This window comes from Sediminitomix flava (assembly GCF_003149185.1).
Taxonomy (GTDB): Bacteria; Bacteroidota; Bacteroidia; order Cytophagales; family Flammeovirgaceae; genus Sediminitomix; species Sediminitomix flava.
This window is the reverse complement of the sequence record NZ_QGDO01000004.1, coordinates 439,805-455,119: the sequence shown is the minus strand read 5'-3', so window position 1 is coordinate 455,119 and position 15,315 is coordinate 439,805. Positions and strand designations below refer to the sequence as shown.

Genomic DNA, 15,315 nt, shown 5'->3' with positions numbered 1-15,315 from the left:
TTTAATACCATTTTTTTATTTATCTTCTTTGCCTTCCCAGGTATTATTTTTAGGAGATTTTATTACCAACATGAGTTCTCAAAACAGTTTGCTTCCAAAGATTGGGGGCAAACTTTTTTATATTCGATACTATTAGGTATTCCTTTACAGTACATCACATTGATGTTGTACACTTTATTTTCACCTATATCCTATGCCACAATTTATGGAGATTATAAAGCACTTATAATTGACTCTGATTTCTGTATAGTAGAATCAATATTAAGTAAGGAGTTTGTATATAGCTTACTGTCTTATGTTAGCTTATTATTTTTTATATCTGTTTTCCCTTCATTTCTTTTATATAAGATTATACGCTATTCAAATGCCGATAAGTATTTTAACTTTTTACGGTTTGCTAATCATTGGCACTACTATTTGACTGGTGAATTTTCTCAGTTTAAGGAGTTTAAAAAAGATTTTAAAGGTAATGGACGTGTTCTTTTTGTCTATGCGGATGTACTTACACAAAATGGGGATGATACATGTATGTACACTGGTGTGATAAAACAACACACATTTAACCCTTCTACTAGAGGGATAGATAGTATTTACCTTTCGAATGTGAAAAGATATAAAAAATTAAAAGATAGCAATTTTAAGGAAGTAAAAGAAGGGGAAACAGAGCCTAATAAAGGTTCAAAAGGCTTTGTAATTAAAGACGTGCCCACTGATTGTTTTATAATTCCATATAGGTCAATCATAAATATTAATCTGAGGTTGTTCTTTGAAAAGAAAGTGAATAATAGATGGATATATAAAGATTCGACTAAACGTGTAATTGAAAACCTTTCATTAATGTTGATTCCATTGGTCTGGACTGAATTAGCTTTTGACTTTGGGGGGTATATTAAAAGTTCTTTAGGTGAGTACTCAACCTATGTTAGATTCTTTTTGTCTATTGCGACTCCAATTGTGGGGAATATCCCCTCAATTATGTTAGATAAGAATAAGAAAAGAAAGCAAATCATAGGAGGGCTATTAACTCTTTTACTAATGATAGGATTATTGTTGTGGGTAATATTTAAATCTATTGCATTCTTTCAGTCATTATTCTAAATGTTTTCATTATAAAAAAAAGGATAAAACCCCATTGCACATGGCATAAGGTTTTATCCTTTTTTTATGCTCAGGACTTTTTCATAACTCCCAATTCTTAGCGGTGGTGATCGGTGGGGCTTGTGTTCTTATAGGTATAAAAAAGCAAAAACCCAACGCTTAAAAATAAACATTGGGTCTTGCCGTCAACGAATCCGTAGAATCGTTACTTAAATATACGTTATTTATTTGGTATTAGTTTCGGTACTGTCTTTTAAGTGCAATAGCCGTTTAGTAATTCGGGAAAATGGACTAAAAGAGCAAGCCATGTGATAGAGCATACAAAACGAGTTTGCACATAAATACACTCACTTGATTTTATAATACGCTACGCTATAAAATGGGGGAAATGCTACGCTTTGAATAGAGATTTAAAACCCATTTAAAAAGCTTTTAAATACTGCTTAAAAGCCATTTTTTTACACCTTCTGTTTAGTGATTTCTTTTGATTGGGCTTTAAAAGCAAAGAGTTCTTTTAGTTTAAGCAAAAAAAGCCCGTAATTATTTACGGTCTTCTTTTTCTTTCACATTGGTTTCGTAATAATGGAGTATATAGCCCCACATATCTAAATCTGTTCTGTCATGAAGTTCTTTAACTGGAAGGTAGTCATTGAGCAGTTTAACCGTTGTTGAAAGTTGGTCTATCGTATTTTCTAGTGCAATATTTGATGTATTTACTTTATATATATTCAAAGCTTTCTTTACAATTTCACTGTAATTGACATTGTTTAAATCATCGGGGTAAAGTTGTGTCTCTAAATATAGATACTCCATATCTAAGCAATGTATATATTCATTAAGAGCACTTACAATACTCGCAATAAATGACTTATGGTCATATAGCTCTCTAAGTTTTGGGGTGTTTCGTATTAATTGTTGAATGAAAGAATTCTTTTTTTCAAAAGTTTCAGATGAAAGACTTTCTTCAATATATCTATCTATTTGACTTTGGATATACTCATCTTGCTCATTAGAAGGTAGCGTAGTAGCAACCATTAAGATTTCATCTCTATGTAGTTCAAATATTTTGTCTCTATATTTTCTACGTTCTTCTTCAATTCGTGAATCAAATTCTTTCGCATTCTCATCTTTTCGTTTTTTTACATCCTCTTCTAATATGGGTTCAACTCCATGTAATATATAATCAGAGGTAACACCTATGTTAAATAATTCATGAATTAAATCTAATGGGGGAACTCGTTCTCCTTTTTCAATTAGTGAAATATTAGACTGCGAAGTATTAAGTTTTTTAGCGAAGTCAGTTTGATTAATCTTTATTCTCTTCCTTATTGCTTTGAATCTATCTCCATAAATATTACCTAGGTTCATAATAAATATTTTAAATGTTGGTAATTATTAGAATATCTAATATATTTAAATGTTTATTAGATATAAGAGTAGTTTATCCCACTCTAATAAACTAAAGTATGAAAATTATATAACTAAATTGGTTATCAATACCATGAATTACGAACAAAGACAAGAGTTAAAAAATCAACTCCCTCATGGGGCTTTGAAGGATATTGGAGAAACTAATAATCTTCAATACCAAAACATTGTCCGCTTCTTCAATGGCTATCGGTCTAAAGAAGATGCTAAGATTATTAATGCCGTAGTTGACTATGTGGAAAAATGGAAAGAAGAACAAAGGCAAGCAACAGAACGCCTAATTAAAGTTTTACAAGCTTAAAACAGTAAATCAATGGACGTAAATACAAACCAAATGCAAAACCCTTTTGAAGCTCTTCACGCTGAAATCAGAGGGTTAAGAGGTGTCATTTCTGAGCTAAAAGAAGAAGTTCGAAACGTACAAAAACAAAAGCCCGTAAGCCCCTCAGAACGTCTGAGCCGTAAAGAGGTAGCTAAAGAGTATAGCTTATCACTCGGAACGCTACATACGCTAATGAAAAAGGGTGAAATTCCTTTTGAAAAAGTAGGGCGCAAAACGGTTTTTAAGCGTGCCGATGTAGAAAAATTCTTTGAAAGTAAGAAAAAGAACTTAAAACAATGAGTATAGGTAGTGGTGAAAAATCTATGCTTCATTCTCTAAGTGTAGAGATAAGGGAGCAAAATAAAGCAGTCTTACAGTCTGTACTGGATGGATTAGCCATTTATGAGCAAGGGGTAGAAGACTCCCAAGAACTTATAAATCTATTATTAGACTCTATTTGTAATTCTTATAAATGGGGTGGTTACAAGGTGGCTTTGGGACTAAAAAATGACCGTTTTTATACCTCAGATTTAAGCGTTATAGATGCTTATACGGATATTGCGAAATCATTGCTTTTACTTGCTGTAAAAGGCGTAGAAAAAGAAACTGACATCATGCCACGCTTTAGGCATTGCATAGAATCTGCTTTGTCTGAATTGGTAGAAGGTCGGGCGGAATAATCACAAATAGAGCTTAAAGCAGTGCTTTAGGCTATGCAAATCTTTTTTTCTTATTAATCACTATTGGCGGTCTACCTTTTTTGGACGGCATGGAAAAGAACACCCTTTTTTATTGGTGGTGGACTGCCTTTTTAAACTCAAAATTTAGCGATGGAACAATTAAAACAAGCTAATACAACACATGATTTTATACCAACTCATATGGTTAAAATCGTGAATCACAATGCAAGCGGACAAAAGAAAACGGCTTATGTAATGGTGAATATCCATGAACATTGGTTTTGTAATGATTCGGATAGTACTGGAACGGTGGGAGGTATGAAAATAGAGGAGTGGATAAGAGCTTGTAACCAGTTTTACAAGAATGACAGTACAGCCGTTAAAAGTGAATTAGCGGTGTATTCTATGAGTGATTTATCAAGACCAGTAATGAAGCAAGGTGACTTATTTAAAGGGGCTTAAATGCTCAATTTGTGGCTTTTTGTAAAGTGTAAGAATAGTTTTTTAAGACGGTTCGTAATGGTAGACGGGGTAACATTAAAGTTTAAAGACGGTGGGGAAATCGCTAATTATTGGCGGTCTTGTTTGCGTCTACCATTTAATGTCATAACTAACTGGAACACTGGGGAAATCTACCCTTATATGTGGGGTGAATACAAAGGCTTAAGACTTGGGATATTTGAGCATTCAGACGGGGTATTTAAGTATGTTATTCGTGGGAGTCTCCATGTATTTTGGAATAATGGAGGGGCTAATGATACGCTTTATACCTTTCAGGACTTTTTAAAAACACTGGATAAACTAGAAAAAGAATTATGTGTTAATGCTCAATCTGTGAGGGTTCATAGTGTCGAATTTGGGTTAAATGTCTCAACGTCATTAGATGCTAGTTTTGTCCTTACTGGGCTTAAATCATGGGGTAAAGACTTATTTTCTTTAGAAAAAGAAGATGCTGAAAAGAAGACAATAAAAGCCATAAAGAAAGATGATTATGAGGTGAAAATATATGATAAAGGCGGTTGTGTTGCAAACCAACAAAATCAACGTTTAAACAACAAAAAACAACGAAAACAAGACAAGAGAAACAACAAGGACAAGACAAGAGAAACAAGGGATTATAATAAAAAGCTGTTACGTGTAGAGATTCGTTATAAGAAAATGAAAAAGCTAAATTCAGTCTTAAAAGGAACGGGTTTAAAGGTCGTTACTTTGGCGGATTTAACCCGTATAGAAGTTTTTCAATTGGTATCTTCTGAGCTTTTAAAAGTTTGGAGCGATGCCATTTATTTTAATTCCTTGGATGAATACGCCCGTGATTCAATGACTTCGCAACAGTTAGAAAGATTTAAATATTTATTAATTACTGAAACATGGAATTTGGGTAATGCTGAAACTGAAAAAGAAAAAGCTCAAATAAGATCATTACGTCAAAACAAAAAAAATACTTGGTGGGCAATGCTTTTAAAGTTTGGGGGGCATAATACACAAGCTGAGATAAGAGCTAATATGATAGGTGTTTTAGACCAAATTTTAGGGCAAAAAACAGCCTTTGAACCCCATGTTTTAGACCAAATTTTAGACAAGCAAAAAACACCAGTTGAAAATGAAAAATTGGTACGTTTTACCACTTTAAAGATAAGGGGGGAAAAGTTGTATTTAGAAAACTCAATAAAGGAGGATTCAGAAGTGAAAACCATTGGGGGTGGAGCATTGAAAAAAAGTGGTACGTTTTACCCTCGTAAAGCTGACCCCAAAAAACATAAATGTTCCCAGTGTGGGGGCGATATGAGTCATAAAAAACCTAATGCAAAATATTGTTCTAAAAGATGCAGTAATAAGCAAAGCCACGAAAACCGAAAAAGAAGAATGAAAGAAGCTAAAACCAAAGAAATACCAATACTTGAAAACCTTCTAAAGAAAATGGAACGGGGGCGTTTGAACCTATTGATAACTTACACCCATAATCGAAAAAGGTATAGTGATTTACTAGAGCAAAAAGAAATTAAAGCCAGTTCGGACTGGATAAAGAGAATTAAAGAGGTGCAAGTATTGAAGGGGGGCGGACGTTCAAAGCGAGTATTAACTGGAACAAGGGCAAAGAAGTTAATTCGAGAAATAACTAAACGGAATAATTAAAACCAATTTTACTATGACAACTCAAAAAGAAACATTCAGATTTGACAGAAAAGGGGAATGTATTAACCCTCTAATCTTATACAGGTCATCCCCAACCAAGAGGGGGCGGATTATTTTAAAAGTAGGTGAGTTTGTAACTAAAAATAAAGAGGTACGCTTTTGTATTGGTTACACCGTGTTTGATGTCTGCGAAATAAAACCACTGAAAGAAGGGATTACAACAAGCAATATTTTTGAGGGTTTAGCCAGTGTAAGCGAAGAAATTGTAAAAGTAATTAGGGAGGGAGGGGATTTTGATAAAAAAGCCATTCGGGGGTTTTGGAGGTATGTAAAACCCTTTAGACAATATAGCTTATTCCCAAGCTTATGCCCTTCCAATTTGGAAGAACTACAATATAGACAAGGACGAAAATAAAGAAGCAATGAAAAAAGAAGTTCAGAAGATTAATTCTCATACTCTCAAAATTTTACCTAAATACTTTGATGAGGTAGTGAAGAAACGTAAAGCCTGCGAATTGAGGAAAAATGATCGAGATTTTAGAGTGGGGGATGCTTTACATCTGCGAGAGTTTAATAATGGAGAATTTACAGGTCGAGAATGTTCAAGAGTGATTACCCATATTCTCAGAGATTGCGAGCAATACGGATTAAAAAGAGGGTTTGTAATCTTGTCAATGACACCCCATTTAGGGCGGTTTAAAAAGTAAGTAGATCCTTAAATAAAGAAGCAATGAAAGAAGAGACAAGAAAGAAAATCGCAGAAACGAAGCGTTTGAACATGATAAGACGTTATAAAAAGATTAAAGAACGCTTTAATGAAATTTACAGGCAAGCCCCTAAACCTTTGCAATATGAATTTGACGCAATTGTTATGAAACTAGCCAATGAATTTGGGGTGTCTATTCATACGATAAAGCACGCTTTGAAAAGTGATATTGAAAACCTTTAGAGCAGTTGGGAAAAATTGAACCGATTAATGAAGTTTTAAAAATGAAAGGGGGGAGGGGGTGTGTGAAAATGAAAGTTTTGAAACTCTAATATATACTTGCATCGTTTTGACTGTCAATTACTTGAGAGGTGTTATTCAAATTATTCCATGTAATAATAACTTTCATTTACTTACATTTTACCTTTATTTTTAACCTCGTTTTGGGGCGTAATAGGGATTTGTAAGGATTGTAGATGTAGAACTTGAAGGATTAAAAGCCTTTTAAAGTGGGTTTAAGTAAAGTTTAAAGCTTTATCCATTGGTTATGGATAGGGCTTTTTTGATTCGAATAGTTCTTAATTGGGGTTATAGTTTTGGTTTTACTAAGCCTCGTTAAATAAAGCCTGTCTTATTGATTATGGTTTCTGTTTTGTCTTTTTGGGGCTAAAATGAATCCGTTTTGAAAATGTTTTCCCCAATGCTTTCCCTAAATGATATAAAAAAAGCCCTTACAATACTGTAAGGGCTAACTTCTGTGGAGTCGCAGGGATTCGAACCCTGGTCCAGAGAAGGACCTCGTCGTGCCTTCTACATGCTTAGTTCCACTTTAATTGTCGGGGAAAGCCAGGTCGGGAACAAACCCAGAGATTCCCGTATCTGCTTAAGGTTTCGCTATCGGATCGCAGCAGTCTTCAAGCTAGTTCCTTCTTTACAACACCCTAGAATCCACGCTGAAAGAACAGAGCACGGTAGGATGTAGCCCGGGAGTGCGTTAAGCTACTCAACCGTTTAAGCCCATAGATCTCAACTCAGAAGAGGAGATTAGGCAGCCATAGCGTATGAATCGCCATCTATAGTGTGGATGTATTTATTACGGATGTGACACCCACCACCCGACATGCTTATACACGCAAAATCTCAACCTGTCAATACCGGTCGACCCCAAAGGGATTGCAAATATAACGGATTATTTGCAATAAAGGATACAATTTAAAGCAAAAAAAATCTCCCCAAGATTTCTCAAGGGGAGTTGGAAAAAGTTTATGTGTTTTTGTCTCAAGCTTATCTTAATTCAACATCTTGTTCGTGTGCACCTTTTTCATCAGAATAAACAGTTACTGTGTACGCACCGTCTTTAAGGTTTTCAAGACAGAACGATCTAGCAAAAGTATCGACACCGTTTCCATCAAATTTGCTGTGGAATACTTCTTTTCCATCAGTATTGTGGATTCGAACCGTTACGTGGTCGATAGTATTAAAGAAAACACTCATTTTTTTGCCTTTAGCTCTACAGCGCAATGTGCTTTCTGTGTTTACAGGAGTTAAATTCTCGATAAGGTTCACACCTTCTTCAGAAACGTTGATTCTTGCAACCAAATTAAGTGTTCCGATATTTACGAACATCTTATATTCATCTTCTGCCAATTCGCTTAAGTTGAATACTTTTGACCACATCTCATCGTTTTTGAAACGCTCTCTGTACATCTCTTTGCCATCGCAGCTCATCACTCTTACCAAACCATTTGCACCCTCAAGTGAGCTTAAATCTAATTTTACTTTCTTCATTCCTTCCATTGGAAGCAAACTAAATGTGAATGAAGGATAACCTGAAGCTAAAACAGCTGTAGTCATCATCGTAAAGAAAGAAATCATAAAAAAGCGAGATACATATTGTTTTAAAGTTTTCATGGCTCTAAGTGTTTTTTGTTTTTCTGATGACACAAATGTAGAGGGAACACTTAACTAGAAAAGATAGCTTTGTCATACTAAAAAACTGACCCAAATCACCTTTTTTAGATTGTTGAAAAGTGTAAAAAATGGTCAAATGAGTGTCTTGCAGAATTATATTCTAAAAGTGTTATTCTGATACTTGTTGAAAATATATAAGTGTTTTGTGGACACTATAAGAGCTTTGGGTTTTGTAAAAAGAGCAAAAGAAATAGTAGTATTCCGAGTTTTTGAAAACTTTTAAAAATAGATAGGTTTTATTGAAAAGTTCGTAACAGTAATTTTCATAAAAATTCCATTATTCACTTTCGTTAACTATATTTTTTTACTTTTATTTTTTGGTGGCTAAAAAAAGTAATTTACCAACCGATATAGCGAGGTGGTTTTACGCCTGCAATACGCATTTGAAGGGTCAATCTGCCTCTGTGATGTGTCACATGATTTCTCATAAGGTAAAAAATATCTCTTTTTGTCATGTTTACATCTTTGGCAAAGAAATTTTCTACGCTTGTATTTTTTTGATCTTCCGAAAGACTGTCCCAAAGCGTATCGATATGTTGAAATCCTTTTTCATAAAGAGATGTGATTTCTTCTTTTGAGCTACTATTCTTGATTTGCTCGCCATAGCCCGTGATAGCACAGTCTTTACTTCCTGTAACGTAGTACTGCAACTTTTCAAAGTTGGTAATCGTGTGTGCAAGTTCTTCTTGAAAACTCATTACATCTTCGGCTACCTTCATATCGAATTTTTCGAAAGGCATTTCTTGAATAACTGCAATAGAGTAATTTTTTGAACGCTCCCACTTTTCTGGAAAGCTATCGCTATAACTTGATTCTTGTGCCATTACTGTGAATTGTGTGAAAAGAATGCTTAGAATGAAAAAAGTAATTTGTTTCATTAAGGTGAAGTTTTGTTTTTACATAAAAAAGAGAATACCCTTTAAGAGTATTCTCCTAGCTATAACTAAATAATAAATACGATTGTTGGAAACATTTAATGCTGGGATAGAAATCAGACTAGAAACCCAAAGCATCTAAAATCTTTTCATTCAATTTCCGATTTTTCCCAACAAAAGGGTGACAATGGATATGAATGGCAGGGTTGAAGTTCATTTCAATGATAGCATGATTGTTTTCATTGGCTTCTTCCTCTATATGATCAATCATCATATCAAGTCCTGTGATCTTTACCTTAAGTGCTTTAGCTGCATCTACAGCTATTTTTTTGTACGAATCAGGAATATCATCGGTATAGTCAATACTATCTCCACCCGTACTAATATTTGAGTTCTCTCGGAGGTAAATGATTTCACCTTCTTTTGGTACAGTCTCAAAGTTTAGTCCTTGTGTTTCTAGAAACATCTTTTCGGCTTCTCCTAGCGCAATTTTCTCTAATGGCGTTCGGTAACCTTTTCCTCTGAGTGGATCTTTATTTTTTTCTGAAACTAAATCTCTGATACTACTCACACCATCTCCTTTGACATTGGCAGGGACACGATGCAAAATGCCCACTACTTCATCATTAATAATGAAGATGCGGTATTCTTTTCCCGAAATAAATTCTTCAATCAGAATGCTTTTATCTTCTTTGAAAGCCATTTTGATTGCTTTACGATACCTTTTCTCCGAATCATTTTCTTTGAGAATAGTGATGCCTAGCCCAAAGTTGGTTGACTTGGGTTTAATCACGATAGCTTTCCCCTTGTAAATCTCAAAGTCTAGAATCGCTTTTTCTTTCTCTTCTTCGGTATAATGACCACCATGAGGTACTCTGATGTTTGCCTCTTCTAGCACTTTTTTGGTCAGCAGTTTATTTTCCATCAGAAGGATGCCACTGTAGGTATCAAGCGAGGTCTTTGTAGCTTGTTGGACATATTCGGTTTTATCTGCTTTTTTTAAACGGATAAAATTTTCAGCTCTGTCTAAGACTTCAAATTTTACTCCTCGCTTTACGGCTTCTCTCAGCACAAGCTGAGTTGAAAGCTCCATATCTTCTAGCCCAATAAAATTGAAGTTTTTGCTACGACTCTCCTTCAAATATTCTTTTGCTTTCTCCATATGGAATTGGATATAGCCGTCTTTCTGAATACCAGCCATAAGGGTATGTACAATTCTCCCTTTCGGAGATGTAACTAGTCTGCTGAGGTATTCAAGTGCTTCTTGGTAATCTGAATTGTTGGAGGTATAGTCCGCTAATAGCGTTACCATTTCTTCAATAATTTCGTCAGCCCATAGCTGTATACCTTTTTTAGCACCAGCATAAGTTATAAGCTCTACGTCTTTTCGTAAGCCAAAAGTAGAAGCAAGGTCGTTGTTGGTGTAAGCAACCTGCTGTTGATCTTTATCTAAAGTCCCCTCTTCCTCTTTAAATAGACAATACAATAGGAAAAGGTGAATAGCATGGAGTGTTCGTTTGGAAATACCTGTTTTCTTAAGCGGATTGAGGTCTAGTGTACGTACTTCCAGATATGAAACATTCTCTTCGTCTCCCAATGATTTGAGACGTAGTGGAGTGTATAGTTCTTTTTTAGCCTTTAGAGAACCATCAGTCACTAAGTCATCAACACTTTTTTGATATTGTTCCCAAGAGTCAAAATTGAGAATCGGGTTTACCTTATTGCGATAGCCACATACCCCAGAACGAACAGAGGTTCCTTCCATAAATGAGTAAGCATCTTTTTCTAGTGCAGGCAAACGGTCAATGCAATCTTTGATATATGTTTTATGAACAGCAGGGCTTTTCCCGAATAGCCAAATCAGTAACCAACGATAGCGGAAGAAATTACGGCTCAATTTCATGTAGAGCCTATTTCTGAACTCGTTCAGTGAAGTTTCTTCGCCAGATGCTTTATACAATCGTTCCATCCACTCTTCGGTAAAAGAGAAGTTGAAATGTACTCCAGAAATCAGTTGTACTTTTCTTCCGTAGATGGTTGAAAGCATTTCACGGTATTCTTCTGCGGAAGTATCGCTATCGCCATAACGTGCAATCGGGATTTCTTCATCTTTAGGTAGAATAGGAGGGGCGCTCTGAGGCCATAGGTATTCTCCTTTATCTAGTTCAAGACTTACGATATCATGTATTGTTTGCAAAAAGCCCATCGCCTCATTGATAGAAGGCATAGGAGGGGTAATCATTTCGATTTGGCTTTCTGAAAAATCGGTTGTGATAAAAGGGTGTTTTGCCTTATCCCCAAATACACTAGGGTGAGGAGTAAGGGCTAATTTTCCGTTTTTATCTACTCTTGCATTTTCTTTTTCAATTCCGAAGTTGCCTTCCAATAGCTTGTGTTTCAGAATTGGGTCTTGATCTATGTAGTGTTTATAATTGTGTTTCATTATTTGAGTGGGCTAAGTTGAAATTCTTTCATGCTTTTGATTAGGTAGTAGAATGCAACTACGGACACAAGCCCCTTAGCAATACTACTCAAACTAATACTCCACCAAACGCCATCCAAACCTAATGCAGGCATAGCAGACAACCATAAGGCTAAAGGAATACGTGCTCCTGTCAAAATCACACTGAGGGTTGCAGGGATGTGTGTTTTTCCCAATCCGTTCATGGCTCCTCCTGTGACCATTTCCATACACATGAAAATTTGAGAAAGTCCGATGATGCGTAGGTACTGTGCTCCCATTGCAATACTATCAGCTTCTTTCAAGAAAATAGAGATCAGTAGTTCTGGAATAAGCATAAAAAGTAAACTGACTAAAAAGCCAACCATCACTCCAATTCCGACGGCTACATTGTAACCTTTCTTGAGTTGAATCCAGTCTTTTGCTCCGTATTTCTGACCTACAAAAGTGGTGATTGCTTGGTGTAAACCTCCAACAGTCATGAAAGTCACAGACTCCAATTGCAGTCCGACTTTTTGAACGGCAATTGCTGTAGCTCCCCATTGCGCAATAATTCTTGCCATCATGATCGCAATGAAAGTGAAAATGACTCTCTGAGCTGCGGTAGGGAAACCAAGTCTGAGTACTTCCCACATTCGGTCAAGGTGTACTCGACCAGGGAACGTTTTCATGTCTTTTTCTCGAAGGAATCTTCTCCAATAAATGATTACGGTAACAAGCTGTGCAATTACAGTGGCTATAGCCGCACCTTCTACGCCCCATTTCAATACAAAAATGAAAAGAGGGTCGAGTACCATATTTACCCCAAGTCCAACCATATTGGTTTTGAAAGGGATTTTGGTATAACCGAAAGCATTAAAAATGGCGGCAAAAAGGTAATTGGTATAACTGATAAGTATACCAAGTGCTGAAATGATAAGGTAATTCTCAGCCATGCCTTCTACAACTGTATTGTTCAACTTGAAGAAGGCGATCAGAGGGCTAGAACCTAAAATCAGAAATAGCATAAAGATAAGCCCCAATACCCATGTGGTAAGGAAGCCATTCTTTATAAAAGCACGAGCATCGGTGAAATCTTGACGACCGACCGCATGCGAAATTTTTACACCTGTACCCACTAAGGCGAGAGATGAAAAAGCCCAAGCCATATGCGTGAAGAATCCTGCTGTACCTACAGCGGCTACCGCATCACTTCCGAGTTTACCCACCCATATCATATCGGTGAAATTGTAGGTCATTTGAAGAAACGAACCTCCGACAATAGGCAGGGTAAGTTTCATCAAAACTCGGAAAATGGACTTATATGAATTTTGATCTTGAGAAGCGTCTGGCTTCATAGTCTTGAATTATTCTTTTGGATGAAGTTGAAATATGTGCTCTACATCTTCTCCACAAAGAAGATAAAGCTAACTTTAAAGTGTGTGCGTTATTCTCGTTTTAGAAAGTGCTATTTCCTCAAATCCTTCTCTAAAACGATCATATGTTTACATTGAATCCCATTCTCAAAAATAGGCTCATCGTAATTATCCAAAAAGAAGTTCTTCTTGATGTTTTTGATTTCAAAGCCTTCTTTTTGATAAAGTGCCAATTGCCCAATACTAGAATTGCCAGTGCCTATAATCAGTTTATGATCTCCTTTTGTTTGGCAAATATTGGTAGCATATCGTAATAGAACTTTTCCGAATCCTTTTCCTTGAGCAGACTCACTGACAGCAATGTTTTTAATCTCGGTAGAGGTTTGATCTATTTTGGTTAAAACCAAGACACCCACAACTTCTGAGGCTAATATTGCGACATAGCAATGTCCTGTCTTCAGATAAGACATAATTTGTTCTCTAGAAGGATCAGCCAATTCAAGTAGCTCAAAAGGAGCTTCTGAAAGGTCCTCGAGTAGTTCTATATGTAAATTTTGCTTGCTCACTTTATATGATCTTAGATAAATTAATGATGATCATATACACACTTTAAGGTATACCGAATTGTCATTTCCCAAAATGTAAGGAAATGCTTTCGAGTTTATACAAAGAATAAAGGAACTATATACGGTAGCAACAGAGCCAAGCTTGCCGTTGCTTGAAGGGGAAAAATGGTTTGGAAGAGTCGTTTATCGGGGAAAAGAAAGGTACAAATCCCGATGAGTGTATTTCTTTGATTGCAAATGAAAAAGTGGAGAATACGGCTGTCTGACTTCGTTGGACACTGTAATGATCAATCTCTTGAACGGGAGCAATCGGGATACAGCAAAATTGAGGTTCAACAGGTTCTTCTTTCGGACAGCAAGAACCACCTTCTCTGAATGAAGAATTACACTGAGATTTAGGCTGTGAAGTTTCAGCACCCAAAGTCAAATTTACTTGACCAAAGGCTAAAATTCCTTGTAGTAAACAGATTACTAAACAGGAAAAGCTGACATATAACTTCTCAATAGATTTCATCTTCTGACAAAAGTAAGATAAACATATGAAGAAATAAATATATGTTTGAATGAATTAGATAAAAAATTAGGCTGCAAAAAAGTAAAAGAACTTGCAGCTCTGTTTGAGAAAAAAATCAGCCTGAATGAAAAAGAAAATACCCTGTCCTTTTTAGAAAAGAATACAGGGCTTTCTTTCTTGTATGAGTTAGCGAATGACGCTTAGTGTTTCTCGTGACCATTACAGATTTGCATGTTCGGGTGAAGCGAAATATTTCCGTTATCATCTAAAACGATTTTACTTCTTTCCATCAAGAAAGGAACGACATCTTGTGGAGGGAAAGGTACGCCTGAACAAGCCATGAAATTGACTTCTGCACCCCATTTTCCTTTGATATCTTCAATCAATGAAGCATTGTTATAGTGTCCGCCTTTTTGGTCTCCGATCATAAAGATCACTTCGTGAACATGAACTGTATTTTCCATGATTATATATTTTTCTCTCTTAGATGCTTATGTTTATGATACAAAAAACCGAATCTTCGATCTCAAAAGTTTATGAGTGAGATCATAAAGGAGAAATATTCACAAGTTTTTACGAATGATAGCTGAAGACTTACTCGAAAAATACGGAGCGATATTAAAGCATTATGAAAAAAATGAAACGCTTTTTTCAGAAGAAGAAGTACCTCATTTTTATATGCAGATTATGAAAGGACAAGTGAAAATGTCCAATTATAATGATGAAGGAAAAGAGTTTGTTCAAGGCGTTTTTACTGACGGAGAGAGTTTTGGTGAACCACCTTTATTCGGGAATTTTCCATATCCGAGCAATGCCATAGCGGTGAAGAGTACTAAGGTTTGGGCTTTGCCTCAAGATATTTTTCTCAAACTGCTAGAAGAAAATCCTAAAGTTCACCTTGAATTTACAGCTACACTTGCCAAAAGACTTCGTTACAAAGCCATTATGCAAGCCGAGATTTCTTCAAACCCGCCCGAAAAACGAGTACTCCGTCTGATCGATTATCTGAAAGAAGAAAAGGAAATAACAGATGAATATTTAGTTCCTCTGACAAGGCAACAAATTGCAGATATGACAGGTTTGCGAGTAGAGACAGTAATCAGAACAATCAAGAAATTGGAGGAAGAAGGTGAGCTGAAAATCAAGGACAAAAAGGTGTATAGGTAGTTTCTTTCGAGAAGATTTTAAAATTTGCTCTAGGAG

At 35.8% G+C, this 15,315-nt stretch carries 19 protein-coding genes and 1 other RNA gene; 11 read left to right on the top strand and 9 right to left on the bottom strand.

Annotated elements, in window-relative coordinates:
• The first annotated feature begins 162 nt into the window (after nt 1-162).
• A complete protein-coding gene (locus tag BC781_RS17395) occupies nt 163-1,098 on the top strand; it encodes a hypothetical protein (RefSeq protein WP_146201721.1) in 936 nt (311 codons plus the stop codon).
• Nucleotides 1,099-1,638: 540 nt separating this feature from the next.
• Here BC781_RS17395 and BC781_RS17385 read toward each other — a convergent pair.
• The gene (locus BC781_RS17385; protein ID WP_109620136.1) at nt 1,639-2,466 is read right to left on the bottom strand and encodes a helix-turn-helix domain-containing protein; all 828 of its coding nucleotides are present in this window, start codon (nt 2,464-2,466) and stop codon (nt 1,639-1,641) included.
• Between the two features lie 133 nt (nt 2,467-2,599).
• On the opposite strand from BC781_RS17385, the gene BC781_RS17380 reads away from it, so the two are divergent.
• The 8 genes from BC781_RS17380 to BC781_RS17345 all read left to right on the top strand — a co-directional run bounded on the left by BC781_RS17380 (nt 2,600) and on the right by BC781_RS17345 (nt 6,613).
• Nucleotides 2,600-2,827 (top strand): hypothetical protein, encoded by a 228-nt coding sequence (locus BC781_RS17380; RefSeq protein ID WP_109620134.1) that lies wholly within the window; start codon nt 2,600-2,602, stop codon nt 2,825-2,827.
• Nucleotides 2,828-2,839: 12 nt separating this feature from the next.
• Entirely contained in the window at nt 2,840-3,148 is a 309-nt protein-coding gene (locus tag BC781_RS17375) for a helix-turn-helix domain-containing protein (protein WP_109620132.1), read from the top strand.
• The gene (locus BC781_RS17370) at nt 3,145-3,528 is read left to right on the top strand and encodes a hypothetical protein (RefSeq protein WP_109620130.1); all 384 of its coding nucleotides are present in this window, start codon (nt 3,145-3,147) and stop codon (nt 3,526-3,528) included. Before BC781_RS17375 ends, BC781_RS17370 begins: the two co-directional genes overlap by 4 nt.
• A 201-nt stretch (nt 3,529-3,729) precedes the next feature.
• Nucleotides 3,730-3,990: a hypothetical protein gene (locus tag BC781_RS17365; RefSeq protein ID WP_146201720.1), complete on the top strand. Its 261-nt coding sequence runs from the start codon at nt 3,730-3,732 to the stop codon at nt 3,988-3,990.
• Nucleotides 3,991-4,047: 57 nt separating this feature from the next.
• Complete coding sequence (locus tag BC781_RS17360; protein ID WP_146201719.1) at nt 4,048-5,664, top strand: hypothetical protein; 1,617 nt, start codon at nt 4,048-4,050, stop codon at nt 5,662-5,664.
• A 13-nt stretch (nt 5,665-5,677) separates the two neighbouring features.
• Nucleotides 5,678-6,079: a hypothetical protein gene (locus tag BC781_RS17355; RefSeq protein WP_109620123.1), complete on the top strand. Its 402-nt coding sequence runs from the start codon at nt 5,678-5,680 to the stop codon at nt 6,077-6,079.
• A gap of 7 nt (nt 6,080-6,086) precedes the next feature.
• On the top strand, nt 6,087-6,371 hold the full coding sequence (locus tag BC781_RS17350; protein ID WP_109620121.1) for a DUF3850 domain-containing protein: 285 nt from the start codon (nt 6,087-6,089) through the stop codon (nt 6,369-6,371).
• A 23-nt stretch (nt 6,372-6,394) separates the two neighbouring features.
• Complete coding sequence (locus tag BC781_RS17345) at nt 6,395-6,613, top strand: hypothetical protein (RefSeq protein WP_109620118.1); 219 nt, start codon at nt 6,395-6,397, stop codon at nt 6,611-6,613.
• Between the two features lie 512 nt (nt 6,614-7,125).
• Here the strand turns inward: BC781_RS17345 and ssrA are convergent.
• The 7 genes from ssrA to BC781_RS25425 form a co-directional block, all read right to left on the bottom strand.
• Nucleotides 7,126-7,536, bottom strand: a transfer-messenger RNA (tmRNA) gene (gene ssrA, locus BC781_RS17340).
• 118 nt (nt 7,537-7,654) lie between these two features.
• Nucleotides 7,655-8,281 carry a hypothetical protein gene (locus BC781_RS17335; RefSeq protein ID WP_109620116.1) on the bottom strand — a complete coding sequence of 209 codons (627 nt, stop codon included), beginning with the start codon at nt 8,279-8,281 and terminating at the stop codon, nt 7,655-7,657.
• 398 nt (nt 8,282-8,679) lie between these two features.
• Nucleotides 8,680-9,219 carry a DinB family protein gene (locus BC781_RS17330; protein WP_109620114.1) on the bottom strand — a complete coding sequence of 180 codons (540 nt, stop codon included), beginning with the start codon at nt 9,217-9,219 and terminating at the stop codon, nt 8,680-8,682.
• A gap of 118 nt (nt 9,220-9,337) precedes the next feature.
• Nucleotides 9,338-11,659, bottom strand: a complete 2,322-nt coding sequence (gene gshAB / locus BC781_RS17325; protein ID WP_109620111.1) for a bifunctional glutamate--cysteine ligase GshA/glutathione synthetase GshB — start codon at nt 11,657-11,659, stop codon at nt 9,338-9,340.
• Nucleotides 11,659-13,014: an MATE family efflux transporter gene (locus BC781_RS17320; protein WP_109620109.1), complete on the bottom strand. Its 1,356-nt coding sequence runs from the start codon at nt 13,012-13,014 to the stop codon at nt 11,659-11,661. The genes gshAB and BC781_RS17320 overlap by 1 nt, the downstream gene beginning before the upstream one ends.
• 110 nt (nt 13,015-13,124) lie before the next feature.
• Nucleotides 13,125-13,598, bottom strand: a complete 474-nt coding sequence (locus BC781_RS17315; RefSeq protein WP_109620107.1) for a GNAT family N-acetyltransferase — start codon at nt 13,596-13,598, stop codon at nt 13,125-13,127.
• 115 nt (nt 13,599-13,713) lie between these two features.
• Complete coding sequence (locus BC781_RS25425) at nt 13,714-14,112, bottom strand: hypothetical protein (RefSeq protein ID WP_146201718.1); 399 nt, start codon at nt 14,110-14,112, stop codon at nt 13,714-13,716.
• Between the two features lie 45 nt (nt 14,113-14,157).
• Here BC781_RS25425 and BC781_RS25535 point away from each other — a divergent pair, with 45 nt between their 5' ends.
• Entirely contained in the window at nt 14,158-14,316 is a 159-nt protein-coding gene (locus BC781_RS25535; protein ID WP_158281513.1) for a hypothetical protein, read from the top strand.
• On the opposite strand, the gene BC781_RS17310 is transcribed toward BC781_RS25535, so the two are convergent.
• Nucleotides 14,313-14,576, bottom strand: coding sequence for a DUF2492 family protein (locus tag BC781_RS17310; RefSeq protein ID WP_109620105.1), 264 nt, complete (start codon nt 14,574-14,576; stop codon nt 14,313-14,315). The genes BC781_RS25535 and BC781_RS17310 overlap by 4 nt on opposite strands.
• A gap of 115 nt (nt 14,577-14,691) precedes the next feature.
• On the opposite strand from BC781_RS17310, the gene BC781_RS17305 reads away from it, so the two are divergent.
• On the top strand, nt 14,692-15,279 hold the full coding sequence (locus BC781_RS17305) for a Crp/Fnr family transcriptional regulator (RefSeq protein WP_109620103.1): 588 nt from the start codon (nt 14,692-14,694) through the stop codon (nt 15,277-15,279).
• The last annotated feature ends 36 nt before the right edge of the window (nt 15,280-15,315 follow it).

Coding starts and splice junctions, on each gene's coding strand:
- BC781_RS17380 (WP_109620134.1), top strand. CDS start 2,600: ATGAATTACGAACAAAGACAAGAGTTAAAAAATCAACTCCCTCATGGG.
- BC781_RS17310 (WP_109620105.1), bottom strand. CDS start 14,576: ATGGAAAATACAGTTCATGTTCACGAAGTGATCTTTATGATCGGAGAC.
- BC781_RS17365 (WP_146201720.1), top strand. CDS start 3,730: ATGGTTAAAATCGTGAATCACAATGCAAGCGGACAAAAGAAAACGGCT.
- BC781_RS17305 (WP_109620103.1), top strand. CDS start 14,692: ATGATAGCTGAAGACTTACTCGAAAAATACGGAGCGATATTAAAGCAT.
- gshAB (WP_109620111.1), bottom strand. CDS start 11,659: ATGAAACACAATTATAAACACTACATAGATCAAGACCCAATTCTGAAA.
- BC781_RS17360 (WP_146201719.1), top strand. CDS start 4,048: ATGGTAGACGGGGTAACATTAAAGTTTAAAGACGGTGGGGAAATCGCT.
- BC781_RS17320 (WP_109620109.1), bottom strand. CDS start 13,014: ATGAAGCCAGACGCTTCTCAAGATCAAAATTCATATAAGTCCATTTTC.
- BC781_RS17345 (WP_109620118.1), top strand. CDS start 6,395: ATGAAAGAAGAGACAAGAAAGAAAATCGCAGAAACGAAGCGTTTGAAC.
- BC781_RS17350 (WP_109620121.1), top strand. CDS start 6,087: ATGAAAAAAGAAGTTCAGAAGATTAATTCTCATACTCTCAAAATTTTA.
- BC781_RS25425 (WP_146201718.1), bottom strand. CDS start 14,112: ATGAAATCTATTGAGAAGTTATATGTCAGCTTTTCCTGTTTAGTAATC.
- BC781_RS17330 (WP_109620114.1), bottom strand. CDS start 9,219: ATGAAACAAATTACTTTTTTCATTCTAAGCATTCTTTTCACACAATTC.
- BC781_RS17385 (WP_109620136.1), bottom strand. CDS start 2,466: ATGAACCTAGGTAATATTTATGGAGATAGATTCAAAGCAATAAGGAAG.
- BC781_RS17395 (WP_146201721.1), top strand. CDS start 163: ATGTTGTACACTTTATTTTCACCTATATCCTATGCCACAATTTATGGA.
- BC781_RS17370 (WP_109620130.1), top strand. CDS start 3,145: ATGAGTATAGGTAGTGGTGAAAAATCTATGCTTCATTCTCTAAGTGTA.
- BC781_RS17375 (WP_109620132.1), top strand. CDS start 2,840: ATGGACGTAAATACAAACCAAATGCAAAACCCTTTTGAAGCTCTTCAC.
- BC781_RS17335 (WP_109620116.1), bottom strand. CDS start 8,281: ATGAAAACTTTAAAACAATATGTATCTCGCTTTTTTATGATTTCTTTC.
- BC781_RS17355 (WP_109620123.1), top strand. CDS start 5,678: ATGACAACTCAAAAAGAAACATTCAGATTTGACAGAAAAGGGGAATGT.